The 23078-nt window shown below is 73.8% G+C and carries 21 protein-coding genes; 9 read left to right on the top strand and 12 right to left on the bottom strand.

All coding sequences use genetic code 11. From position 1 onward, the window contains the following. Positions 1–45 precede the first annotated feature (45 nt). Positions 46–1332 (top strand): hemolysin family protein, encoded by a 1287-nt coding sequence (locus LDL48_RS25310; protein ID WP_225257710.1) that lies wholly within the window; start codon positions 46–48, stop codon positions 1330–1332. A gap of 9 nt (positions 1333–1341) precedes the next feature. On the opposite strand, the gene LDL48_RS25315 is transcribed toward LDL48_RS25310, so the two are convergent. The 3 genes from LDL48_RS25315 to bioB are packed head-to-tail and all read right to left on the bottom strand — an operon-like array spanning position 1342 to position 3099. Beyond that, complete coding sequence (locus LDL48_RS25315; protein WP_225257711.1) at positions 1342–1902, bottom strand: GNAT family N-acetyltransferase; 561 nt, start codon at positions 1900–1902, stop codon at positions 1342–1344. Then, positions 1886–2107, bottom strand: a complete 222-nt coding sequence (gene bsaP, locus LDL48_RS25320) for a biotin synthase auxiliary protein BsaP (RefSeq protein ID WP_225257712.1) — start codon at positions 2105–2107, stop codon at positions 1886–1888. The genes LDL48_RS25315 and bsaP overlap by 17 nt, the downstream gene beginning before the upstream one ends. Next, positions 2104–3099 carry a biotin synthase BioB gene (bioB, locus tag LDL48_RS25325; RefSeq protein ID WP_225257713.1) on the bottom strand — a complete coding sequence of 332 codons (996 nt, stop codon included), beginning with the start codon at positions 3097–3099 and terminating at the stop codon, positions 2104–2106. Before bioB ends, bsaP begins: the two co-directional genes overlap by 4 nt. A gap of 141 nt (positions 3100–3240) precedes the next feature. Between bioB and LDL48_RS25330 the strand changes: the two genes are divergently transcribed. Further along, positions 3241–4377, top strand: a complete 1137-nt coding sequence (locus LDL48_RS25330; protein WP_225257714.1) for an 8-amino-7-oxononanoate synthase — start codon at positions 3241–3243, stop codon at positions 4375–4377. Between the two features lie 455 nt (positions 4378–4832). Further along, a complete protein-coding gene (bioD, locus tag LDL48_RS25335) occupies positions 4833–5540 on the top strand; it encodes a dethiobiotin synthase (RefSeq protein WP_225257800.1) in 708 nt (235 codons plus the stop codon). 292 nt (positions 5541–5832) lie between these two features. Here bioD and LDL48_RS25340 read toward each other — a convergent pair whose 3' ends face one another. Then, on the bottom strand, positions 5833–6657 hold the full coding sequence (locus tag LDL48_RS25340) for a TrmH family RNA methyltransferase (RefSeq protein ID WP_225257715.1): 825 nt from the start codon (positions 6655–6657) through the stop codon (positions 5833–5835). 338 nt (positions 6658–6995) lie between these two features. On the opposite strand from LDL48_RS25340, the gene LDL48_RS25345 reads away from it, so the two are divergent. The 3 genes from LDL48_RS25345 to LDL48_RS25355 are packed head-to-tail and all read left to right on the top strand — an operon-like array spanning position 6996 to position 9875. Next, entirely contained in the window at positions 6996–7757 is a 762-nt protein-coding gene (locus LDL48_RS25345; RefSeq protein WP_225257716.1) for an ROK family protein, read from the top strand. A 10-nt stretch (positions 7758–7767) separates the two neighbouring features. Continuing rightward, entirely contained in the window at positions 7768–8505 is a 738-nt protein-coding gene (locus LDL48_RS25350; protein WP_225257717.1) for an HAD family hydrolase, read from the top strand. After that, a complete protein-coding gene (locus LDL48_RS25355) occupies positions 8502–9875 on the top strand; it encodes an FAD-dependent oxidoreductase (protein ID WP_225257718.1) in 1374 nt (457 codons plus the stop codon). Before LDL48_RS25350 ends, LDL48_RS25355 begins: the two co-directional genes overlap by 4 nt. Here LDL48_RS25355 and LDL48_RS25365 read toward each other — a convergent pair. Together LDL48_RS25365 and LDL48_RS25370 are read right to left on the bottom strand one after the other, a co-directional pair. Further along, complete coding sequence (locus tag LDL48_RS25365; protein WP_272493090.1) at positions 9872–10498, bottom strand: maleylpyruvate isomerase N-terminal domain-containing protein; 627 nt, start codon at positions 10496–10498, stop codon at positions 9872–9874. The genes LDL48_RS25355 and LDL48_RS25365 overlap by 4 nt on opposite strands. Before the next feature lie 15 nt (positions 10499–10513). After that, positions 10514–11146: a class I SAM-dependent methyltransferase gene (locus tag LDL48_RS25370; protein ID WP_225257719.1), complete on the bottom strand. Its 633-nt coding sequence runs from the start codon at positions 11144–11146 to the stop codon at positions 10514–10516. A gap of 88 nt (positions 11147–11234) precedes the next feature. Here LDL48_RS25370 and LDL48_RS25375 point away from each other — a divergent pair, with 88 nt between their 5' ends. Continuing rightward, complete coding sequence (locus tag LDL48_RS25375; protein WP_225257720.1) at positions 11235–14312, top strand: putative bifunctional diguanylate cyclase/phosphodiesterase; 3078 nt, start codon at positions 11235–11237, stop codon at positions 14310–14312. Positions 14313–14316: 4 nt separating this feature from the next. On the opposite strand, the gene LDL48_RS25380 is transcribed toward LDL48_RS25375, so the two are convergent. The 3 genes from LDL48_RS25380 to LDL48_RS25390 form a co-directional block, all read right to left on the bottom strand. Next, complete coding sequence (locus LDL48_RS25380; protein ID WP_225257721.1) at positions 14317–15387, bottom strand: NAD-dependent epimerase/dehydratase family protein; 1071 nt, start codon at positions 15385–15387, stop codon at positions 14317–14319. Between the two features lie 32 nt (positions 15388–15419). Next, positions 15420–16163, bottom strand: coding sequence for an SDR family NAD(P)-dependent oxidoreductase (locus LDL48_RS25385; RefSeq protein ID WP_225257722.1), 744 nt, complete (start codon positions 16161–16163; stop codon positions 15420–15422). A gap of 71 nt (positions 16164–16234) precedes the next feature. Then, on the bottom strand, positions 16235–16582 hold the full coding sequence (locus LDL48_RS25390; protein WP_225257723.1) for a histone-like nucleoid-structuring protein Lsr2: 348 nt from the start codon (positions 16580–16582) through the stop codon (positions 16235–16237). Between the two features lie 344 nt (positions 16583–16926). On the opposite strand from LDL48_RS25390, the gene LDL48_RS25395 reads away from it, so the two are divergent. After that, positions 16927–18054, top strand: coding sequence for a glycoside hydrolase family 12 protein (locus LDL48_RS25395; protein WP_225257724.1), 1128 nt, complete (start codon positions 16927–16929; stop codon positions 18052–18054). Between the two features lie 58 nt (positions 18055–18112). On the opposite strand, the gene LDL48_RS25400 is transcribed toward LDL48_RS25395, so the two are convergent. Together LDL48_RS25400 and LDL48_RS25405 are read right to left on the bottom strand one after the other, a co-directional pair. Next, positions 18113–19741, bottom strand: a complete 1629-nt coding sequence (locus LDL48_RS25400) for an FAD-dependent oxidoreductase (RefSeq protein WP_308016490.1) — start codon at positions 19739–19741, stop codon at positions 18113–18115. 22 nt (positions 19742–19763) lie between these two features. Beyond that, positions 19764–20858 carry a zinc-dependent alcohol dehydrogenase gene (locus tag LDL48_RS25405; RefSeq protein ID WP_272493091.1) on the bottom strand — a complete coding sequence of 365 codons (1095 nt, stop codon included), beginning with the start codon at positions 20856–20858 and terminating at the stop codon, positions 19764–19766. A gap of 77 nt (positions 20859–20935) precedes the next feature. Between LDL48_RS25405 and LDL48_RS25410 the strand changes: the two genes are divergently transcribed. Beyond that, entirely contained in the window at positions 20936–21922 is a 987-nt protein-coding gene (locus tag LDL48_RS25410; RefSeq protein WP_225257802.1) for a LacI family DNA-binding transcriptional regulator, read from the top strand. 44 nt (positions 21923–21966) lie between these two features. Here LDL48_RS25410 and LDL48_RS25415 read toward each other — a convergent pair whose 3' ends face one another. After that, positions 21967–22992, bottom strand: a complete 1026-nt coding sequence (locus tag LDL48_RS25415; protein WP_225257726.1) for a LacI family DNA-binding transcriptional regulator — start codon at positions 22990–22992, stop codon at positions 21967–21969. Between the last annotated feature and the right edge of the window lie 86 nt (positions 22993–23078).

Here is a 23078-nt window from a genome sequence, read left to right on the forward strand (position 1 = left end):
CTAGCGTGGTGCCTTCGTGATCGATGCTCCCGAGGGACGTGGGGAATGAACGGCGTAGGCGGCCAGGTCGTGCTCGTGCTCGTGCTGGTCCTGGTGAACGCGGCATTCTCCGGCAGCGAGATGGCGTTGGTGTCGCTGCGGGAGAGTCAGGTCCAGAGGCTGGAGCGGCAGTCCCGGCGCGGGCGGGTGCTGGCCCGGCTCAGCCGCGACCCGAACCGATTCCTGGCGACCATTCAGATCGGCATCACGCTCGCCGGCTTCCTCGCCTCGGCGGCGGCGGCCGTGTCGTTGTCGAAGCCGCTGGTGGAGCCGCTCGGCTTCCTCGGCGCGGCGGCGGAACCGGCCGCCATCGTGCTGGTGACGATGGCGCTGACGTTCGTCACGCTGGTGATCGGGGAGCTGGCGCCGAAGCGGATCGCGATGCAACGTACCGAAGGATGGGCCCTGCTGGTGGCCCGCCCGCTGGACATTCTGTCGGTGATCTCCCGCCCGGCGGTGTGGCTCCTCGGTGTGGCCACCGATCTGGTGGTGCGGCTCACCGGCGGCGACCCCAAGGCCCAGCGCGAGGAGGTCAGCACCGAGGAGATCCGCGACATGGTGGCGGCGCAGCAGGACTTCTCCGCCGAGCAGCGGACCATCATCAGCGGTGCCTTCGAGATCGCCGACCGGATCCTGCGCGAGATCCTGGTGCCCCGCCGCGACGTGCTCACGCTGCCCACCGGCACGCCGGCGCCCGACGCGTTGCGGACGCTGCTGGACAGCGGCCATTCCCGGGCGCCGGTGGTCGGGCCGGCCGGCCTGGACGACGTGATCGGCGTGGTGCACCTGCGTGACCTGGTGGAGGCGAAGGGGCCGGTGGACGACCTGGCGCGGCCGGGCCTGTTCCTGCCGGAGACGCTGCGGGTGTCGGACGCGCTGAAGGGCCTGCGGTTGGAACGTCACCAGCTGGCGCTGGTGGTCGACGAGCGCGGTGCCATCGACGGGATCATCACGATGGAGGACCTGGTCGAGGAGATCGTCGGGGAGATCTACGACGAGACGGACCGGGACGTGCAGGCGGTGGTACGCGAACCGGACGGCGCGCTGCTGATGCCCGGTTCGTTCCCGATCCACGACCTGCCCGACATCGGGTACGAGACGACCGTGCCGGACGAGGGCGACTACACCACGGTCGCCGGGATGGTGCTGGCGGTGCTCGGGCACATCCCGACCGAGCCCGGCGAGGTGGTGACGCTGCCCGACTTCACCGCGGAGGTGGTGGAGGTGACCGGCCGGGCCATCACCCGGGTACGCCTGCGTCCGCTGCCCCGCGCGGAGTCGGACGAGGAGTAGCCACCCCGGTCAGCGGACGAGTTCGGCGGCCAGCAGGTCCATCAGCAGGCCGTCGTGCCAGCCGTGCGGGTCGCGTTCGTACTGGCGCATGATGCCGACCGGCCGGAAGCCGACCTTGGTGTAGCAGCGGATCGCGGCGGCGTTGTCGGCCGCCGGGTCGATCACCAGGCGGTGGAAGCCGTGGTCGTCGACGAGATGGGCGCAGAGGGTACGCACGGCGTCCTCGCCGAGCCCGCGTCCGTGCACCGTGGGGTCGAGGAACACGTCCATGCTGGCGTGCGAGTATTCCGGGTCCTCCTCGGCGGCCCACTGGATCGCGCCGATCACCCGGCCGTCCCACTCGATCGCCAGGTAGGCGGCGCCCAGCTCGGCCATCGACCCGCGGATCTCGGCGGCCAGGTCGTCGTCGCCGCGCCACCGGGCGTACACCTCGGGGGTGGCCCGGATCTCGGCCAGCCGCGGCACGTCGGCCTCCACCGCCGGCCGCACGGTCACCCACCGGCCCTTGAGCGGCCCAGACTCGGCCGTGCCGGGCGGCGGCGGCGGCTCGGGCTCAGCCGTGCCGGTCACCGTGCTCCACGCAGGTGGCCGTCCAGCCGGTGGGCACGACCTGGACCTTCATCCGGCGGCGGCAGTCCGGGCAGAACCGGGGTGGTTCCAGCGCCCGCGCCGCCGCGCAGGTCCGGTGATCGCCCTGGGCGGCGGCCTCGCCGCACCGGTCGCACCACGGCACCGGGCCGGTGGGCGTGCCCGTGCGGCCCTCCGGCGCGGTCACAGCGTCGCGGAGAGCGCCTTGACCGGCATCTTCAGCTCGGTCAGCAGCTCCAGGTCGGCGTTCGCCGGACGGCCCAGCGTGGTCAGGTAGTTGCCGACGATCACGGCGTTGATGCCACCCAGCAGCCCTTCCCGGGTGCCGAGGTCGCCCAGGGTGATCTCGCGGCCGCCCGCGTACCGCAGGATGGTCCTCGGCATTGCCAGGCGGAACGCCGCGATCGCGCGCAGCGCGTCCTTGCCCTCGACCACCGGGCGGTCACCGAGCGGCGTGCCCGGCCGGGGGTTGAGGAAGTTCAGCGGGACCTCGTGCGGGTCGAGCGCGGCCAGCTGGGCCGCGAACTCGGCGCGCTGCTCGACGGACTCGCCCAGGCCCAGGATGCCGCCGCAGCAGACCTCCATGCCGGACTCACGGACCATGGTGAGCGTGCTCCAGCGCTCCTCCCACGAATGGGTGGTCACCACGTTGGGGAAGTAGGACCGGCAGGTCTCCAGATTGTGGTTGTAGCGGTGGACGCCCATCTCGACCAGCTCGTCGACCTGCTCCTTGGTGAGCATGCCGAGGCTCGCCGCGACCTGGATGTCGACCGCCGCCCGGATCGCCGCGACGCCGTCGCGCATCTGCGCCATCAGCCGGGCGTCCGGCCCGCGCACGGCGGCCACGATGCAGAACTCGGTGGCACCCGTCGCGGCGGTCTGCTTCGCGGCCTCGACCAGCGACGGGATGTCCAGCCAGACCGACCGGACCGGCGAGGTGAACAGGCCGGACTGCGAGCAGAAGTGGCAGTCCTCCGGGCAGCCGCCGGTCTTCAGCGACACGATGCCCTCGACCTCGACCTCGGGGCCGCACCATCGCATGCGGACCTCGTGCGCGAGTTGCAGCAGCGCCGACAGGTCGTCGTCGGGCGACCGCAGCACCTCCAGCACACCCGCCTCGTCGAGCCCCACACCGTCTGCAAGAACCTGGGCGCGGGCCCGGTCGAGGATCGCTGACATGCCCGTACCCTACAGCGCGGGTGCGACGGTTTCGCAGACGTGCGGGTCCCGGGGAACTGTCGGTGCCGGGTGATAGTTTCCCGATCTGGGCGCGGAACGGCCGGACGGGGCGGTTCCGCGGAGCGAAGGGCGGCGGGCGTTGTGGCGGGCTGGTTGGAGACGCTGGACCGTCTGGCCCGGACCCGGGCGAAGGCCGGGCTGACCCGCCAGCTGCGCCCGCGGACGGCCGACGACCAGGTCGTCGACCTGGCCGGCAACGACTATCTCGGCCTGTCGCGGCACCCCGAGGTGATCGCGGCGGCCGCCACGGCACTGCGGGGGTACGGTCTGGGCGCCACCGGTTCCCGCCTGGTGCGCGGCTCCACCGACGCGCATGCCGCGCTCGAGGCCGATGTGGCCGGCTGGCTCGGCGCCGAACAGGCCCTGGTCTTCTCGTCGGGTTACCTGGCCAATCTGGGCGCGGTCCGGGCGCTGGCCGGCAAGGAGACGCTGCTGGTCTCGGACGCCTACAACCACGCCTCGCTGATCGACGGCTGCAAGCTCTCCGGCGCCGAGACCGTGGTCGCGCCGCATGCCGACCCGGCCGCGGTGGCCGCGCTGCTGGACTCCGCGCCCGGCCGGCCCGCGGTCGTGGTCACCGAGTCGGTGTTCTCCGTGGACGGCGACCTGGCGCCGCTCGCCGCGCTGCACGAGGTGACCTCGGCCCGCGGCGCGCTGCTGCTGGTGGACGACGCGCACGCGCTCGGCGTCCTGGGCGTGGCGGGCGCCGGTGGCGTGCACGCGGCCGGCCTGGCCGGCGCCTCCGACGTGGTGGTCACCGCCACCCTGTCCAAGTCTCTCGGCGGCGCGGGCGGCGTGGTGGCCGGGCCGGCGGAGCTGATCCGGCACCTGATCGACACCGGCCGCACGTTCATCTACGACACCGCGCCGCCGCCCGCGGTGGTGGCCGGGGTGCAGGCGGCCGCGCGCTTGGCCCGCGCGGCCGACGACCGGCGCGCGGTGCTGTCCGCCCGGGCCGGCGAGACGGTGGCTCGGCTGGGCGCGGCCGGCTTCGCGGTGTCCCGGCCGGCGGGTGCGGTCCTGTCGGTGCCGGCGCCGGGCCCGGAGGCCGCGCTGGCCTGGGCGGCGGACTGCCGGGACCGGGGGATCGCGGTGGGCTGCTTCCGGCCGCCGTCCACCCCGGACGGTTCCTCGCGGCTGCGGCTCACCCTCAACGCGGGCGTAGCGGATGCGGACTTCGCCCGCGCCCTCGACGTGATCGTGGAGTGTGCACCGTGACAACCGACGCGCACCCGGCACCCGCGGGTTCGGCTCCGGCGCAAGCGGCGCTTGTGGGTTCGGCTCCGGTGCACCCGGCACCCCCGGGTTCGGCTCCGGCGCAAGCGGCGCTTGTGGGTTCGGCTCCGGCGCAAGCGGCGCCCGCGGGCTCCGCTCCGGCGGAACCGGCGCCCGCGGGCTCCGCACCGGCGGAACCGGCGCCGCCGGGCACCGATCCGGGGCTCCCGGGCACGGATCCGGTACTTCCGGGCATCGACCCTGGGTCGCCGGGCACCGAGACCATCCCGGTGTCGCCGGCGCCGGTCGGGCCGATCCCGGACGCACCGGCCGGTCCCGGCCCGTCGGCGGTCGGTGAGCAGCTCAGCGAGGAGATCTCCGCCGAACTCGCTGCCCAGTCCCCGGAGCCGGCCGCCCGCCCCGCGGCCCGGCCCGCCGAGTCCGGCGAGTGGCGCGGCATCGTGCTGGTCACCGGCACCGACACCGATGTCGGCAAGACCGTGGTGACGTCCGCGGTGGCCGCCGCGGCGCAGGCCGCCGGGCTGCGGGTGGCCGTCATCAAGCCGGGGCAGACCGGTACGGCCGGGGGCGGACCGACCGACATCGACCTGGTGAACCGGCTCGCTGGTCCGCACACCGCGCGCACCCTCGCCAGCTATCCGGAACCGCTGGCCCCGCTCGCCGCCGCCCGGGTGGCCGATCAGCCGCCGCTCGAGCTGTACGAGGTGGTGGACGCGATCCGCGCCGAGGCGGAGAAGCACGACCTGGTGCTCGTCGAGGGTGCCGGTGGGCTGCTGGTGCCGATGGGGGTCCGGCCGTCGGGCGACCCGTGGACGCTCGCCGACCTGGCCACCACGCTGGGCGTGAGCACCATAGTGGTGGCACGCGCCGGCCTGGGCACGCTCAACCACACCGCGCTGACGCTGGAGGCGCTGGCCCGTCGCGGGGTGCCGGCCGGCGTGGTGCTCGGCGCCTGGCCGGCCGAGCCGGAGCTGGTGCACTGGGCCAACCTGAGCGAGCTGGCGCCGCACCTGGTCGGGGCGCTGCCGGACGGTGCCGGTGCGATGGATCCGGGCGTGTTCCGCCGGTCCGCCCCGGGCTGGCTGACGCCCGCGCTGTACGGCGTCCTCGACGACTGGCGGGTCTGGGCCGACGAGGTCAGCTGAGCCGGCAACCCCAGCCGGGCCGGCAACCCCAGCCGGGCCGGCAACCCCAGCCGGGCCGGCAACCCCAGCCGGGCCGGCAACCCTTGCCGGGCCGGCAACCCCAGCCGGGCCGGCAACCCTTGCCGGGCCGGCAACCCCAGCCGGGCCGGCAACCCCAGCCGGGCCGGCAACCCTTGCCGGGCCGGCAACCCTTGCCGGGCCGGCAACCCTTGCCGGGCCGGCAACCCCAGCCGGGCCGGCAACCCCAGCCGGGCCGGCAACCCCAGCCGGGCCGCCCGGGAGGCCCGGCTGGTCAGGGCAGGCGGGCCCGCTGGCGCGCCGCCTCGTAGAGCACGACCGTCGCGGCCGTGGCCGCGTTCAGTGAACTGGCCGCGCCGGTGATCGGGATGCGGACCATGGTGTCCGCGGCGTCCCGCCAGCCCGCGCTCAGGCCGTGCGTCTCGTTGCCTACCAGCAGCACCCGCGGGCCGGTGAGGTCGTGGTCGGCGACGTCGGCGGCACCGCGCTCGTCGGTACCGACGATCTCCACCGGCAGGCCGCCGGCGCGCAGCCCGTCCACCCAGTCGAGCACGGCGCGGTGCGAGTCGGCGCGGACCACCGGCACCGCGAACAGCGATCCGGTGCTGGCCCGTACCGCCTTGGGGTCGTAGGGGTCGGCGGCGTGGCCGGTGACCACCACCGCGGAGGCGCCGAACGCGTCCGCGGACCGGATCAGCGTGCCGATGTTTCCCGGGGTGGCCGGCCGGTCGAACACGACGACCAGCAGGCGCGGGCTCACCGGCACCCGGTCCAGCCGGTCCGCGGGCAGCGCCACCACGGCGAGCAGCTCGGGCGTGTCGTCGTCCTTCTCGCCGAGTTCGCGGAGCAGGTCCGGGGCCATCGCGACCGGGGTGGCCCCGGTGCGGTCGAGCAGGTCGCGGGCCCAGTCGGACAGGGCCCGGTCGTCGGCGTACAGCAGGGTGCGGATCGGCCAGCCGTGTTCGACGGCGAGGGTGATCGGCCGGACGCCCTGGACCAGGAACTCGCCGGCCCGCTGCCGCTTGGTGCGGTTGGCCAGCAGCGCCTGCCACTGCTGGAAGCTTGCATTTCGCGTGGTGACCCGCATCGTCCTGGACATCGGCGCGAGGATACCGGTCGCCGCGGCGCCGCCGATCGGCTGTCGGGTAGCGGCTCGATCCGGTGGCCCGGGTGATATGTCCGATAAGGCGCTCGCTCGGGTCCGCGGCGACCAGATCTTGGAGGCGTGGCCAGATCTTGGCGCGCACTGGCCCCCCGGGGGGCGTTGCGGCTCCAAGATTCGCCCGGGCCTCCAAGATTTCGCCGGGACGAGGCCGCATATCGGGCGAAGTCGCGTGACGGACGAGCCTCGCACCCCGCAACGACACGCCCGATGGGGAACGGGGTGAGCGGGCGGTCGGCTGTCGGAAATGTGGGTGCTCGTTGCAGACTGGCCACGTGGCATTCACGTTGACGATCGACTGCGGTGGCGGCGGGATCAAGGGTTCGGTGCTGGACGAGGCCGGCACCATGCGGGCCCAGCCGCTGCGGGTGCCGACGCCGTACCCCCTGCATCCTGATCTTTTTGTGAAGACGCTGCTGGGGTTGGGCGAGCGGCTGCCCACCGCGGACCGCGTCACGGTCGGCATGCCGGGCATGCTGCGGCACGGGGTGGTGGTGGCGACGCCGCACTACGTGACGCGGAGCGGTCCACGCACCAAGGTCGACCCGGATCTGCTCGAGGCGTGGCACGGCTTCGATGCGCGGACCGCGCTGGCCGAGGCGTTCGGGCTGCCCACGCTGGTCCTCAACGACGCCGAGGTGCACGGCGCCGGGGTGGTCGCCGGCACCGGGTGCGAGCTGGTCCTGACGCTCGGCACCGGGTTGGGCTGCGCACTGTTCGACGGTGGCGCGCTGGCCCCGCACCTGGAGATGTCGCAGGCGCCGGTGCGGTGGGGGATGAGCTACGACACCTACATCGGCGAGCACGAGCGGCGGCGGCTCGGCGACGCGCTCTGGTCGCGGCGGGTCCGCAACGTGGTGGACGGACTGCGGCCGGTGTTCCTCTGGGACCGGGTCTACCTGGGTGGCGGCAACTCGCGGCTGATCACGCCGGCCCAGCTCGCCCGGATGGGCGACGACGTGGTGGTGGTGCCGAACACGGCGGGCATCGTGGGCGGCGTCCGGGCATGGGCGCTGGGCGTCAATCCACTTCGATAGGTTGGGCACCATGCCGCCATTCCCCGTCGCTCTGCTGCTGGACTTCGGCGGCGTGCTGGCGGACGCACCGCCGCAGCAGGCCGCGCCGCCCGATCTGGTGCTGCGGATCCACAACCTGGTCGGCGGGGTGCTGCCGCCCGGCGAGATCCAGCGGGCCCTGACCGCCGGGCACGCCGCCTATGCGCGGTGGCGCGACGAGGACCACCCGGACGAGTTGCCGCAGGCCGAGGTCTGGGACCGGTTCGTGGCCGCGGACTGGCCGCGGGCGGCGCGGGCGGCGGTGCGGGCCTCCGCCGCCCGGCTGAGTTACGAGTGGTGCTGGCGGGACTTGTGGGCGCTGCGGCCGGGCATCCCGGAGGCGTTGCGCGCGCTGGCCGAGGCGGGGCTTCCGATGGCCGTGGTGAGCAACACGCTCTGCGGCGCCGCGCACCGCGACTTTCTCACCCGGGCCGGCGTCGGCACGCTGTTCGGCGCGCAGATCTACAGCGACGAGGCCGGGGTACGCAAACCGAATCCGCAGATGATCTGGTTGGCCGCCGACGCGCTCGGGGTGCCGGCGGAGTCCTGCTGGATGGTGGGGGACAGCCGGCGCCGCGATGTGCTCTGCGCGCGCCGGGCCGACGTGGCGGCGGCGGTGCTGATGCGGTCGCCGCGTACCGACCGGGAGGACCCGGCGGGCTGGCCCGAGTCGGACGCCACCGTGGACGACGGCTTCGGCCTGCTCCAGCTGATCGGGGAGGCCGATTGATCGCCCGTCGGCGGTCCCCGGCCGCGATCTTCGACGCCCTGTGCGGGACGGGTCCCGCCGGTGCGCCGCGGGTGTGGTTCGACCGGGCGGTCGTCCTCGGCGGCAGCGTGGCCGGCCTGCTGGCCGCCCGGGTGCTCGCCGACCACGCCCGCGAGGTGGTGGTGTTCGAACCGGACCGGGCGGCGGCCCCGGACGGCAGCCGGAGCGGCGCGCCGCACAGCAACCAGCTGCACGTCCTCCAGCCCGGCGGCCGGTCGCAGCTGGACCGCTGGTTTCCCGGCTTCGCCGGGCAGGCGGCGGCGGAGGGCGCCGTGCTGGTCGAGCCGAGCGCCCGGACCCGGTACCGCAACGGGCGCCGCCGGGTGGCCGGGGCGCCGGTGGAGTCGTTGAGCCTGACCCGGCCGTTCCTGGAGGACCTGCTGCGCCGCCGCACCTCGGCGCTGCCCAACGTGACGTTCGCCGGCCACCGGGCGGCCGGGCTGGAGGCGACCGGGGCCGCCGTGACCGGGGTGCGCTGCGCCGGCCCGGACGCCGAGACGGTCGAGCCGGCGGACTTCGTGGTGGACGCGATGGGCCGGTCCAGCCGGCTGGGTGACTGGCTGGAGCGGGCCGGCTGGGAGGCGGCGCCGGTGCGGCGGATGCCGATCCGGATCAACTACGCCACCGCCCTGTTCCGGCGGGCGGAGCCGGACCCGCCGACCAAGACCGCGCTGGCGTTGCGGGGCGCCCTGGACGGCTCGGAGGCGGCCGGGGCGGCGTTCGCCGCGGTCGAGGGGGACCGGTGGATGGCGCTGCTGGCCGGGTTCGTGGACCACCGCCCCGGGCGGACCGCGGACGACTTCGTGCGCCGGTGCCGCGACGAGTACCCGCCCGAGTTCGGCCACGTGGTGTCCGGGGAGATGCTCGGGCCGGTGGCCAACTTCCACCTGGCGGAGAGCCGGCGCCGCGACTACCACGCGGTGCGGCGCCTGCCGGCCGGGGTGGTGAGCGTCGGTGACGCCGTCGCGTCGTTCAACCCGATCTACGCGCAGGGGCTGAGTTCGGCGGCGCTGCACGCGGCGTGCCTGTCCGCGTACCTCCGCTCTGATGACGTCCGGGCCCCGGCCCGCGGCTTCTTCGCGCGGCAGCGGATCGTGGTGGACGCGGCCTGGGGGTTCTCCACCCGGGCCGACCTGGCGCTGCCGCACATCGACGGGCCCTATCCGCGCGGGTACCGGGCGACCCGGTGGATCTCCCGCCGGATCGTCGACGCCGCGCAGGTCGATCCGGTGGTGGCCCGGCGATTCGACGAGGTGACGTTCATGCAGCGCCACCCGAGCACGCTGGTCACGCCGGGCATTCTGCTCCGTTCGCTCCGAAACACGCCTTAGAAGGCGGCGATCGGGCGGTCCGCGCGCTCCCGGCGGGCCAGTGCCCGCAGCACCGGGGCGGTGCCGTGGCGCCGCCGCGCGCACCGGGCCAGCGCCGCGACCACCAGGTCGGCCGCCCGGTCGTCGAACGGCGGGCCCGGCACGTCGATGCTCAGGGCCAGGTCGTCCGCGTGCACCAGCAGCTCCACCATGCGGGTGACCAGGCAGTCCGCCAGGGTCAGCACGGCGCCGCCGAGCATCGGCACCGGGCGGTCCGGCTCCAGCGGCGCGAGCCGGACGGCCAGCCGGTCCAGCGCCGCGTCGTAGCGGTCGGCGAGGTCGCCGGGGCCGGGGCCGGCGTCCTCCTCGCCGCGTTCCCGGATCTGCCGGTTGGTCGCGGAACCGGGGTCGCTGTCGGTGGCGGCCAGGAAGTAGCCGGCCGCGTCCACCGTCGGCGGGCCGGCCGGCGGGGCGGCGGACAGGTACTTCTCCACCGTGAAGACGCCGCGGGCCAGGTGCCCGGCCAGGCCGCTGACCCGGAACCCGGCCAGCGCGCTGGGCTCAGTCCACCGGTCCGCCAGCTCCGGCGCGCGGAGCAGGCCGGAGACGGTACGCGCCGCGGAGAGGTACGCCTCGATCACCATGGCCGCACCGTAACCTCACGCCGGCCGGACCTGCCAGACCGAGGTGTGCCGCACATTCACGCTCTCCAGCGACTCGGCCACCGGCACCTCGTACCCGGCCCGCCGGATCATGCCGTCGGTCGGCAGGTACGCCCGCCCCGGGTCGCCGACCAGCACCAGCGCGCCCCGGCCGGCCGCCCGGCGCAGGAACGGCAGGACCCGGCCGGCCATCTCGCGGCTGTAGAACACGTCGCCGGCGAGCACCACCGGGTACCGCTCGTCGGTGTCCAGCAGGTCGGCCTGCACGGTGCGTACCTCGACCGTGTTGGCCGCCGCGTTGGCCGCTGCCGCGGACAGCGACAACGGGTCGATGTCGTTGGCGGTCACCGGCCGCGCGCCGGCCCGGGCCGCGGCCACCGCGACCAGGCCGGAACCGGTGGCCAGGTCCAGCACCGCGCGGCCGTCGACCAGCTCGGGGTGGTCCAGCACGTGCCGGGCCAGCGCCTGGCCGCCGGCCCAGGCGAACGCCCAGAACGGCGGCGGCTGCTCGGTGCCGCCGGCCTCGGTGCGTTCCCAGAGCGCGATCGGCTCGTCGGCCTGGTACAGCACGAGTTCCGGGACGAAGGGCACCGGCGCGAGCCGGGTATGGGCGGTGACGAAGTCCAGCACCCACCCATTGTGCCCGGTTTCACTCAGTTGATCGTCTTCGCGACCGATCAGGCGAACGCGGCGACAACACGACCCGGGAAGGAGCAGGATGCCGACACGGTGGGCGGCCGTCCTGTTCGGCGCATGGATGACGGCCCTGTGCGTGGGGTTCGCGCTGGTTCCCGCCTGGCAGACGCCGGTACGCCTGGTCGCCGGGGCCTCCACCGTCGGGGTCATCGTGCTGGGCCTGCGCTGGTTCCGGCCCAGCCGCACCGTGCCGTGGCGCCTGCTCGCGGTCACCGTGGTCCTCTCCAGCGTCGGCACCACGGTGGTGGCCGCGCTGTCGTCGGTGCTCGCCGCCCCGTCCTGGCTGCCCGCGGTGGGCAACTGGATGATGCTGGCGGTGTACCCGATGCTGGCGTTGGTGCTGGGGCTGTTCATCCGGTTCCGGTCCGGCGGGCGGCGGGACCGCGGCGGCGTGCTGGACGCGCTCACGCTGACCTCCGGGATGGCGCTGCTGGCCTGGGCGTACGGTATCGCTCCGCGCCTGCCCGGCCTGGACTTCCCGCACGGCGACGAGTGGTTCCGGATGGCGTTCTCGATCGGCGACCTGCTCTGCCTGGGGCTGCTGTTCCGCCTGATGACCACGTCCGGCCGCCGCCTGATGCCGACCGGCATGCTGGCCGTCGGCGTGGTCGCGCTGCTCACCGCGGCGTTCGGCTACAACCTGCTGGAACCGCAGGGCGACCACTCGGTCCTGGGCATGTTCGGCCGGATCCCGCTGTACGCCGTCGCCGGCCTGGCCGCGCTGCATCCGTCGATGACCGAGCTGACCCGGTCGGCGCCGATGCACGCGACCGACATCGGGCCGGTCCGGCTGGCGTTGCTGGCGGCCGCGTCGCTGGTCGCCCCGAGCGTGCTGATCATCGAGGTGTGGCGCGGCGGCCGGATGCCCAACCTGGGCGTGGTCGGCGGCCTCTGCGCGCTCACCTTCCTGCTGGTGCTGGCGCGGATGGCCGGGATCATGTCGAGTCACCGGCTGGCCGTGGGCCGGGAACGTGCGCTGCGCGAGGCGTCGGCGGCGCTGGTGTCGGCGACCGACGCGGACGAGGTGGGCAACGCGGTGCGGGCCGCCGTGGCCCAGCTGCTGCCCGCGGACGTGCCGCACCGGGTGGTGCTCGGCCTGGCCGTCCCGCAGACCGATCAGCCGCTGGCCGGCCCGGTGGCGGCCCAGGCCGGCGAGGACCGGGCGTCCGGCACCGCGGCCCGGTTGGTGGCCACCCGGGACGTCGACTGGGCGGTGGCGGTCCGGCTGACCCAGTTCAACATGGTGCTGCGCTGCCCGCTGGTGCTGCGCGACCGGCCCACCGGCGACCCGCTGGTGGGCGTGCTGCACGTGGGCGCGCCGACCTGGGCCCTGCCCGGCCTGCAGCGCTCGCTGGAGGTGCTGGCCACCCAGGTGGCGCTGGCCCTGGAACGGATCGAGCTGGGCGAGGAGGTGACCCGGCGCAACAGCGAGACCTACTTCCGGACGCTGGTGCTCAACACCTCGGACGTCATCCTGATCGTGGACGACGAGGACCGGATCCGGTACGCCAGCCCGTCGGCCACCACGGTCCTCGGCGGTGACCCGGCCGGCGTGCGCCTGTACGAGGTCATCCACCCGGTGGACCGGCTGCGGCTGGCCGACCTGCTGGCCTCGGTGCGCGAGGGCCGGGTGCCGGATCAGGGACTGGACTTCCGCGCGCTGGACCGGCGGCGTACCGAGGTGACGCTGGAGCTGCACTGCCGGGACCTGCGCGGCGACCAGACCGTGGCCGGTCTGGTCATCACCATGCGGGACGTGACCGAGCGGCGCCGGCTGGAGCGGGAGCTGACCCACCAGGCGTTCCACGACGCGCTCACCGGGCTGGCGAACCGGGTGCTGTTCGCGGACCGGCTGGACCACGCGCTGGCCCGGGCGGGCCGGGACGGTTCGGTGGTCGGGGTGCTCTTCATCGATCTGGACGACTTCAAGATCGTCAACGACACGCTCGGTCACGCGGTCGGCGACCAGTTGCTGGTCGCGGTGGCGGAGCGGATCTCCGGGGCGCTGCGGGCCGACGACACCGCGGCCCGGCTCGGCGGCGACGAGTTCGCCGCGCTGGTGGAGAACGTGCAGGACCCGGGCGCGGTGGAGGAGACCGCGTCGCGCATCCTGGCCGCGCTCACCGAGCCGATCCTGGTGGACGGCGAGCCGCTGCAGGCGGTCGCCAGCATCGGCATCACCACCACGCCCGAGGCGCACACCGCGAAGGAGCTGCTGCGCCAGGCCGACCTGGCGCTGTACGTGGCGAAGGGGGCCGGCAAGGGCCAGTGGCGGCGCTACCAGACCCACCTGCACGGCGCGATGGTGGAGCGGCTGGAGTTGCGGTCGGCGCTGGACCACGCGGTCAACGAGGGCCATTTCCTGCTCCAGTACCAGCCCATCGTGGATCTCGGCACCGACGAGGCGGTCGGCTTCGAGGCGCTGGTCCGCTGGCACCATCCGGTGCGCGGGGTGATCGCGCCGGACCAGTTCATCGAGGTGGCCGAGGAGAGCGGTCTGATCGTGCCGATGGGCCGCTGGGTGCTGGACGAGGCGCTGAGCACGGTGGCGCAGTGGCGCCGGATCCTGCCCCGGACCCGGCAGCCGTACGTCAGCGTCAACGTGTCGGTGCGGCAGTTCCGGCAGAGCGGGTTCGTCGACCAGGTGCGCGCGTCGCTGGAGTACGCCGGGGTGCCGCCGCAGGCCCTGATGCTGGAGATCACCGAGACCCTGCTGATGGGCGCGGACGAGCAGATCTGGGCGGATCTCGCGGTGCTGCAGGAGCTGGGCGTCCGCATCGCGATCGACGACTTCGGCACCGGCTACTCGTCGCTCGGCTATCTGCGGCAGCGCCCGATCGACGTGGTGAAGATCGACAAGATGTTCATCGACGACATCGTGGACGATCCGCAACAGCTCACCCTGGTGTCCGGCATCATCAGCCTGGCCCGCTCGCTGAACCTGACCGTGGTCGCCGAGGGCATCGAGAGCGCGCAGCACCTGGAGGTGCTCGCCGGCATCGGCTGCCCGTACGGCCAGGGCTACCTGTACTCGTCCCCGATCGGCCCGACCGAGGCGCTGACCTGGATGACCGAGCCGCAGCAGCTGGCCGTCGCCTGAGCGGTCAGTACGGGTTGCCGGAACCGGGCAGCCGGCCCCGGACCAGCCCGCCGAACCGCCCGGGCAGGGCCGGGTCGCCGGAGAGCGGCGGGCTGTCGGTGTGCGCCCGGTCGGCCATCCCGGCGACCAGTTCGGTCAGTGCGGACACCGCGTCGGTGGCCGGTCGCCAGCCCAGTTCGCGGGTGATCCGGTCGGTGGACATCAGCGGCGCCTTCAGGCCCATCTCGACCCAGCCCGCGTCCACCGGTTGCAGCCGCAGCCACCAGGACAGCGACGCGGCCGCGTGCAGCAGCACCCCGGGCACCGGCACCGGCAGGCCCTTGAAGACCTTCGCGGCCAGGGTGGTGTCGAGGACCGGCCCGGCGGCCACGTTGAACGCCCCGCGTACGTCGGAGCGCAGCACCCGGGCGTAGGCGTCCGCCACGTCGTCGGCGTGCACCGCCTGCACGCGCAGCGACGGATGCCACGGCAGCACCGGGACCCGCTGGAAGCGCAGCAGGCGGGCGGGGAGCAGCGGACCGGCGAAGTAGCGGCCGATCTCGGTGCCGCTGAGCCGCTGGAAGATCAGGCCCGGGCGCAGGCGGACCACGCGCAGCGTCGGGTGGTCCGCCTCGATCCGGTTCAGCATGGCCTCCACGAGCGCCTTGTGGCGGCTGTACGACGACTCGATAATCCCGGTCGCGGGCCAGGTCTCCGGCACGTACTCGTGCTTCGGGCCGGGCGCGTACGCGCCCACCGAGGAGGCGAAGACCAGCGTGGGTACGCCGGCCCGGAGCACCGCCTCGCAGACCGCGCGGCTGCCCAGCACGTTCGTGCGGTACAGCACCTTCTGGTCGTGACTCGGCTGGATCTGCCAGGCCAGGTGCACCACCGCGTCGGCGCCGGTGACGATCTGCGCGAGCCGGTCCGGTTCGGTGCCGATGTCGCAGGCGTGCCACTCGGCCGCGTCGTACGGCTCGACCGCCGGCGGCAGCCGCCGGGCCACGCCGACCAGATCCAGGTCGGGTTCGGTGCGCAACCGCTGCAGCAGCGCGGTTCCGGCGTTGCCGGAGGCGCCGACGATGACCACTCGCATCCCTACGGCCTACCCGGGGGGCGCGGGTTCAATCACCGGCCGCGTTCGTGCCGCTCCGCGGCCCGGCCGGCGAGGATCCGGTCGGCGAGGAACGGCAGCGTGCTCGCCGCCGTCATGGCGAGGCGGTACTTGACCGGGAAGACCATCCGGCGGCGTGGTCGCCGCAGTGCCTTCTCCACCGCGTCGGCCACGATCTCCGGGCCGGGCAGGTTCGTGCGGCGGGTCAGCGGGGTGGCGATGAAGCCGGGTTCGATCAGCGTCACGGCGATGCCGGTGCCGGCCAGTTCGCGGCGGACCGAGTCGGTCAGCCCGCGGAGGGCGAACTTGGTGGCCGAGTACACCCCCGCGAGGCCGATCTCGCCGGCCACCGAGCCGATGTTGACGATGGACCCGGCGCCCTGCGCGCGCATGATGGGCACCACGGCCCGCATCAGCCGGATCGGGGCGCGCAGGTTGACGTCCAGCATGGCGTCCACCTCGGCGTCGTCGGCGAGCACCGAGGGGGAGCCGCCGACCCCGGCGTTGTTCACCAGGGCATCGATCCGGCCGGTCGCCGCCAGGGTCCGGTCGACCAGCGTGCCGGCGGTGCCCGGATCGCGTACGTCGGCCGGCACCACCAGTGCCGTGCCGCCATTCGACTCGATCCGCCGGGCCACCTCCGCCAATTCCGCGGCGCGCCGGGCGGTCAGCACGATGGTGTTTCCGGTCCGGCCCAGCCGATCCGCGGTGGCCCGTCCGATTCCGCTCGACGCTCCGGTGACGATGATGACCGCCATACCCGACTCCACCTTTCACGAAACGGCGCCGCCGGACTCCGGCGACGCCGTTTTCGATTGCCTGGATAAGCCTATCGCCGGCTGTGGTACGCCTCCACGATGGAACTCGGGATGCGACCGCGCTCGGAGACCTCGTAGCCGTTCTTGGTGGCCCACTCGCGGATCGCCTGATTCTGGTCGCGGCTGGCCCGGCCGGTTCCGGCCGAGGCGGTACGCCGCGCGCCGCGCCCCTCGCCGCCACCGCGGCCGACCCGGGTGGCCGCGCTCAGGTACGGGTCCAGCACCTTGCGCAGCTTGCCCGCGTTCTTTTCCGACAGGTCGATCGTGTAGTTGACACCGTCGAGTCCGAACTCGACGGTGCGATCGGCCTCACCGCCGTCGAGATCGTCGGTCAGAAGGGTAATTACCTGCTTGGCCATGATGTGCCTGCTCCCACAACGGTGTCATTGCGTGACGACGTTACACACGCGGCGTCGACACTCGACGGCGCGTTAGCGATCGTGCGGTGAATGTCCTCACGCCGAGATATTCGTGCCGTATTCATTCTGTCCGCTCGCCGTTCCGAGTGCAAATTGTGGCATCCGCATGTCGCATTCTTCGCACGGGTCAAACCGGACGAGTCGGAACGCCGCCCGCGTCACCGGGCCGGCACGGCGAAACCTCGGCGTAACACTGTTCACGTCTATCGATGTGTTGTACGTTCGGTGGGAGCGCTCCCATAATCCACCCCCGTCCCCGTTGGGGATCCCCGCAAGGAGCTGTCATGAGACGTGCCATCCGTGGCATCGCGGCGGCCTTCCTGCTCGCCGCCGCCTCGATCACGACCCTGGCTGTCGCCGGGCCGGCGCAGGCCGACACCCGAATCTGCGAGCAGTACGGCTCGACCACCATTCAGGGCCGCTACGTGGTGCAGAACAACCGCTGGGGCACCACGGCGGAGCAGTGCATCAACGTGACCGGCACCGGATTCTCGGTGGTCAGCCAGCAGGGTCAGGGCAGTACCAGCGGCGCGCCGGTGTCGTACCCGTCGGTCTTCTACGGCTGCCACTACAGCAACTGCTCGCCCGGCACCAACCTGCCCATCCAGGTCAGCCAGATCAGCAGCGCCACCAGCAGCATCGACTACACGTTCGTGAACGGTGCGACGTACAACGCGTCGTACGACATCTGGCTCGACCCGACGCCGCGCACCAACGGCGTCAACGCCATGGAAATCATGATCTGGTTCAACCGCCAGGGCAACATCCAGCCGATCGGCTCGCGGAACGGCTCGGCCACCATCGGCGGGCGCACCTGGGAGGTCTGGACCGGCAACAACGGCGGCAACAACGTGGTCTCCTACGTCGCGCCGTCCCCGATCAACAGCTGGAGCTTCAGCGTCCTGGACTTCATCAGCGACGTGCGTAACCGCGGCTCCATCACCAACTCGTGGTACCTGACCAGCATCCAGGCCGGCTTCGAGCCGTGGATCGGCGGCGCCGGGCTGGCCGTGAACAACTTCTCCGCCTCGGTCAACGGGGGCGGCGGCAACCCGCAGCCGCCGACCACCACCACGCCGCCGCCGTCCGGGTCCGCCGGTTGCCGGGTCACCTACGCCACCGAGTCCTGGGGCAACGGCTTCGTCGCCAACGTGACCGTGGCGAACACCGGCAGCAGCGCGCTGAACGGCTGGACGCTCGGCTTCACCCTGCCCAGCGGCCAGTCCGTGACGAACTCGTGGAACGCCGCGGTCACCGGCAACAGCGGCGCGGTGACCGTGCGCAACACCTCGCACAACGCCGCCCTCGCACCCGGTGCGAGCGCGTCGTTCGGCTTCCAGGGCAGCTACTCCGGCAGCTTCACCACCCCGTCGGCGTTCACGCTGAACGGCGCCACCTGCGCCCGGGCCTGATCCTCCGGCACCGCCCCGCGGCCCTCCCGACTCCGGGAGGGCCGCGGTCGCGTCCGGCTCAGGACTGCGGCGCGGCCGGTCCGAAGCGCAGGACCGCCGGTGCCCGGGGCGGCACCGGCTCGATCCGCCGGTAACCGTCGCCCGGTGCCGGCCGCGGATCCGGGTCCCCGCGGTTCGGCCACAGGGACAGGGCACGCTCGGCCAGCGCGGTGATGGTCAGCGACGGATTCACGCCCAGGTTCGCCGGAACGGCCGAGCCGTCCACCACGTGCAGGCCCGGATGACCGAAGACCCGGTGGTACGGGTCCAGCACGCCGGACTCCGGCGACGCCCCGACCGTCACGCCGCCCAGGATGTGCGCGGTCGTCGGCACGTTGACGACGTCGGCCAGCGAGCCGCCGGCATACCCGCCGATCTTCGCCGCCATCCGGCGCACCACCTCGTGGCCGACCGGTATCCACCGCGGGTTCGCCGGTCCGTGCCCCGGCCCGGTGGTCAGCCGGCCGCGCCGGGTCCGCCGTACCGTGAGCGAACTGTCCGTCGACTGCATCACCAGCGCGATGATCGTGCGCTCGCTCCAGCGCCGGACGGACAGCGAGCGCAGCAGCCGCCCGGGGTGCCGGAGCGCCTGCCCGAGGAAGCGGACCGGCCGCGGCACCCGGCCGCCGCCGTCCACCAGCAGCGTGGAGAGCAGGCCCATGGCATTGCTGCCCGGTCCGTACCGGACCGGTTCGATGTAGGTGTCCGGGTCCGGACGGAACGACGAGGTGATCGCGACCCCGCGGGAGAACGGCCGCCGGGGTACGCCCGCCGCCTGCGCGCCCAGCAACGCCTCCGAGTTGGTCCGGGTCAGCACGCCGAGCCGGTCGGACAGCCCGGGCAGCACGCCGGTGTCCCGCATCGCGTGCAGCAGCCGCTGGGTGCCGAGCGTGCCGGCCGCCAGCACCACCTGCCCGGCCCGGAACTCCCGGCGCCCGGCCGTCACCACCCAGCCGGCGCCGTCCGGCCGCACCGCGGTCACCGTGGTGTCCGGGTGGATCACCGCGCCGGCCCGCTCGGCCAGATAGAGGTAGTTGAGGTCGAGCCGGTTCTTGGCGCCGTACCGGCAGCCGATCATGCAGTCGCCGCACTCCAGGCAGCCGGTGCGGTCCGGTCCGGCGCCACCGAAGTAGGGGTCCGGCACGGTGCGGCCCGGCGCACCGAAGAACACCCCCACCGGGGTACGCCGGAACGTACCGCCCACGCCCATGTCCTCGGCCACCGCCCGGACCACCTCGTCCGACGGGGTGATCGACGGCTGCTCGGTGACGCCCAGCATCGCCGACGCCCGCTCGTAGTGCGGCGCCAGTTCCGCGGCCCAGTCGGTGATGCCGGACCAGTGCGGATCGGCGAAGAACGCCGCGGGCGGCCGGTACAGCGTGTTCGCGTACACCAGCGACCCGCCGCCGACGCCCGCGGCGGACAGCACCAGGACATCGGAGAGCAGCGTGATCCGCTGCATCCCGCGCAGCCCGAGCCGCGGCGCCCAGAGGAAGGCGCGCAGGTCCCACGACGTCCGCGGCATCATCTCCGGAGTGAAGCGCCGGCCCGCCTCCAGCACGCCGACCCGGTAACCCTTCTCGGTCAGCCGCAGCGCCGCGACGCTGCCGCCGAAGCCGCTGCCGACCACGACCACGTCGTACCGGATGTCGGCCCGCATGCCCGGAACGTTAAGCGGCCGGGCGCGACCCCGCCACCCCCGGCTCCGCGGCCAGCAGCACCTTGATCTGGCCGCCGCCGGCCGCGTCCCGGAACGCCCCGGCCGCCTCCGCCAGCGGCCACACCGCGGTGACGAACTCGGCGGCCGTGACCGTGCCGGCCCGGAGCAACTCGATCGCGTCCGCGAAGTCCTCCGGCAGGTACGTGGCACTGCCCTGGATCCGGATCTGGCTGTCCTGCACGACCGGCAGCGGCACCGAGACGTCACCGGGCGGCACGCCCACCACCACGACCGTGCCGCCCTTGTCCGCCATCCCGATCGCCTGGAGCAGGGTGTCCTGCTCGGCGACGCAGTCGAAGACCACGTCGGCGCTCTCGCCGCTTGCGCCGCCCCGGGCGCTCGGGGTCCCTTCGGCCAGCGCCCGGCGTACCCGATCGATCGCGTCCGGTGCGGTGGCGTCGACGGCCGCGTCGGCGCCGAACCGCAGGGCCCGGTCCCGGTTCGCCGCGGAGCGGGCGGTCAGCACGATCCGCCGGGCGCCGTGCGCCCGGGCCACCCGCAGGAGCAGCAGCCCGATGGTGCCGGCGCCGAGGATCGCCACCGTCCGGTCCCGGACCCCACCGGCCAGCCGGATCGCGTGCACCGGCGTGGCCAGCGGCTCGATCAGCGCCGCGGTGGCCCAGTCCAGCTCGTCCGGGACGACGTGCAGGCGGCGGGCGTCGACGGTGAAATACTCGGCCATGCCGCCCTGGTCGTGGGCGCAGCCGAAGAAGCCCAGCCGCTCGCACAGGTTCTGCCGGCCGGCCCGGCACTGCTTGCAGTCCCAGCACGGCAGGAACGGCTCGACCGTGACCCGCTGCCCGGCCGGCCGGCCGTCGCCGGCCACCACCCGTCCGGCGACCTCGTGACCCGGCGCGTACGGCAACGTGATGAACGGGTGCCGCCCGTGCAGCGCATGCGTGTCCGAGCCGCAGATCCCGGCCACCGCGGTGCGCACCAGCACCTCACCCGGCCCCGGCACCGGCGTCGGCACCTCGACGACCCGGACCCCGTCGGCCGTTCCCATCACCCGGTGCATCGTCGCCGGCACGGACTCCACGCTCATGCCAGGGACCCTAACCCGGTTACCGTGATGTCCATCGGAACCGATCGACGGGAGGCGCGGTGGCTCGGCAGCCGACCATGTCCGACATCGCCCGGCGCGCGGGCGTGTCCCGCATCGCCGTGTCGTACGCGATCAACAACCGCCCCGGCGTGTCCGACCACCTGCGCAGCCGCATCCTCGGCATCGCCAGCGAGATGGGGTACCGCGCGAACGGCGCCGCCCTGGCCATGCACGGCGCCGCGGCCGGCGCGGTCGGCCTGGTCATGCTGCGCTCGTCGGCCGCGGTGACGGTCGAGGTGTTCCACCGCCACCTCATCGCCGGCATCCAGACCGAACTCTCCGCCCGCGGCTTCGGCCTCGCCCTGCAGTTCGTCGCGGACCTCGACGAGGAGGTGGCGGTGCACCGCCGGTGGAGCGCCGAGCGACGGGTCGACGGCGTGCTGATCGTCAACCCGAGCCTGGACGACCCCCGGATGGCCGCGGTGGAGGAACTGAACCTGCCGGCCGTCGTGGTCGGCGGCGCCCCCGGTACCCAGGGCGTCTGGTCCGACGGCGCGGCCGCCGTCACCGAGGTGGCCGACCACCTGATCGCCCAGGGGCACCGCCGGATCGCCCGGGTGAGCGGCCCGGCCAACCTGCGGCACACCGCGGTCCGCGACGCGGCCCTCCGCCGGGCCCCGGCCGAGGTCACCATCGTCCGCGGCGACTACACCGGCGCGTCCGGGGCGCGGCTCACCCGCGAACTGCTCGACCGCGTCCACCCACCGACCGCCATCGTGTACGACAACGACGTGATGGCGGTGGCCGGGCTGGGCGCGGCACGCGAGCGCGGGTACGACGTGCCCGGGCGACTGTCCATCGTGGCCGGTGACGACTCGCCGCTGTGCCAGCTGGTGGCGCCGGCGCTGACCGCGGTGCGGCGGGACATCCCGGCGCTGGGCATGCAGGCGGCGCGGTTGCTGTTCGACGTGATCGGCGGGGTGGCGCCGGGGAGCGTGCAGGCGGAGACGGGTCGACTGGTGGTACGCCGGAGTTCCGGCCCGCCGTCCACCGGCGGCGGCTAGCCCGCCGACCGGGCCGCCCGAAATGCCGGCGAAAGGCCGGCCGATCAGGGCCGCAGGATCGCGGCGGTGCTGCCCCGGACGGTGAGATGCGCCGGCTCGTCGTGCACGTCGGCCACCGGCTCGCCCGCGACGGCGGACAGCAGCATCCGGGCGGCGTGCGTCCCGTAGGCGCCGATGTCGCGGGACAGGGCGGTGAGCGGGGGATGCAGCAGCGGGCAGACCGGCGAGTCGTCCCAGGCCACGATGGACACCTCGGCCGGTACCGCGCGCCCCAGGTTCTGCGCGGCGGACAGGCCGGCCACCGCCATGATGTCGTTGTCGTAGATGATCGCGGTGGGTGGTGTGGCCGCGGTGAGCAGCGTGTGGGTGGCGCGGGCTCCGTCGGAGCCGCTGTAGTCGGTCCACACCGTCTCGGGGGGCGCCAGGCCCCGGCGGGCGCAGGCGGCGGCGAAGGCCTCGGTGCGGCTACGGGTGTGCGCGAGTTCGCGGATGCCGGCCACCCGGGCGAGCCGGCGGTGGCCGAGCGCGGCCAGGTGTTCCACCGCCTCGGTGACCGAGACCGCGTCGTCGGACCAGATGCTGGGCAGCGGTCCGCCGACCGACGGCGGGCCGATCACCACGGCCGGCAGACCCATGCGGTGTACGGCGGCCACTCGCGGATCGTCCACCCGGACGTCGCAGAGCAGCACCCCGTCGACGCGGCGTTCGTTCCACCACTGGCGGTAGATCTCGGTCTCGGCGTCCGCCCGGTCGTCCGGCACCATCTGCAGCAGCAGGGCGTACGAGTGCTGGGACAGTTCCGCCTCCAGGCCGCTGATCAGCTCCATGAAGAACGGTTCCACGCCGAGCGTGCTGGCCGGTCGTTGCAGCGCCAGGCCGACCACCTTGGCGGGTGCGCCGGCCAGTGCGCGGGCGGCGGTGCTGGCGCGGTATCCGGCGCGTTCGGCGATGGCCAGGATGCGTTCCCGGGTGGCGGCGGACACGCCGGGCTGGCCGTTCAGTGCGTACGAGACCGCGCCCTTGGAGACGCCGGCCTCGCGGGCGATGTCGGCGATCGTCGGTCGTTTCACGTCCGGAACGCTACGGCAGCGGGGCCAGTCGGGTGGTCTCGTTGACTTGTCGCGAACGATGGTCGTAATTGTCATCTCCACAACGA

The organism is Jidongwangia harbinensis (assembly GCF_020216025.1).
Classification (GTDB): domain Bacteria; phylum Actinomycetota; class Actinomycetes; order Mycobacteriales; family Micromonosporaceae; genus Actinoplanes; species Actinoplanes harbinensis.

Bases quoted from the DNA above. Each gene is read 5' to 3' on its own strand.
- LDL48_RS25380 (WP_225257721.1), bottom strand. From the start codon at position 15,387: ATGCGAGTGGTCATCGTCGGCGCCTCCGGCAACGCCGGAACCGCGCTG.
- LDL48_RS25340 (WP_225257715.1), bottom strand. From the start codon at position 6,657: ATGTCCAGGACGATGCGGGTCACCACGCGAAATGCAAGCTTCCAGCAG.
- bioB (WP_225257713.1), bottom strand. From the start codon at position 3,099: ATGTCAGCGATCCTCGACCGGGCCCGCGCCCAGGTTCTTGCAGACGGT.
- LDL48_RS25395 (WP_225257724.1), top strand. From the start codon at position 16,927: ATGAGACGTGCCATCCGTGGCATCGCGGCGGCCTTCCTGCTCGCCGCC.
- LDL48_RS25310 (WP_225257710.1), top strand. From the start codon at position 46: ATGAACGGCGTAGGCGGCCAGGTCGTGCTCGTGCTCGTGCTGGTCCTG.
- LDL48_RS25385 (WP_225257722.1), bottom strand. From the start codon at position 16,163: ATGGCGGTCATCATCGTCACCGGAGCGTCGAGCGGAATCGGACGGGCC.
- LDL48_RS25390 (WP_225257723.1), bottom strand. From the start codon at position 16,582: ATGGCCAAGCAGGTAATTACCCTTCTGACCGACGATCTCGACGGCGGT.
- LDL48_RS25365 (WP_272493090.1), bottom strand. From the start codon at position 10,498: ATGGTGATCGAGGCGTACCTCTCCGCGGCGCGTACCGTCTCCGGCCTG.
- LDL48_RS25375 (WP_225257720.1), top strand. From the start codon at position 11,235: ATGCCGACACGGTGGGCGGCCGTCCTGTTCGGCGCATGGATGACGGCC.
- LDL48_RS25405 (WP_272493091.1), bottom strand. From the start codon at position 20,858: ATGAGCGTGGAGTCCGTGCCGGCGACGATGCACCGGGTGATGGGAACG.
- LDL48_RS25350 (WP_225257717.1), top strand. From the start codon at position 7,768: ATGCCGCCATTCCCCGTCGCTCTGCTGCTGGACTTCGGCGGCGTGCTG.
- LDL48_RS25410 (WP_225257802.1), top strand. From the start codon at position 20,936: ATGTCCGACATCGCCCGGCGCGCGGGCGTGTCCCGCATCGCCGTGTCG.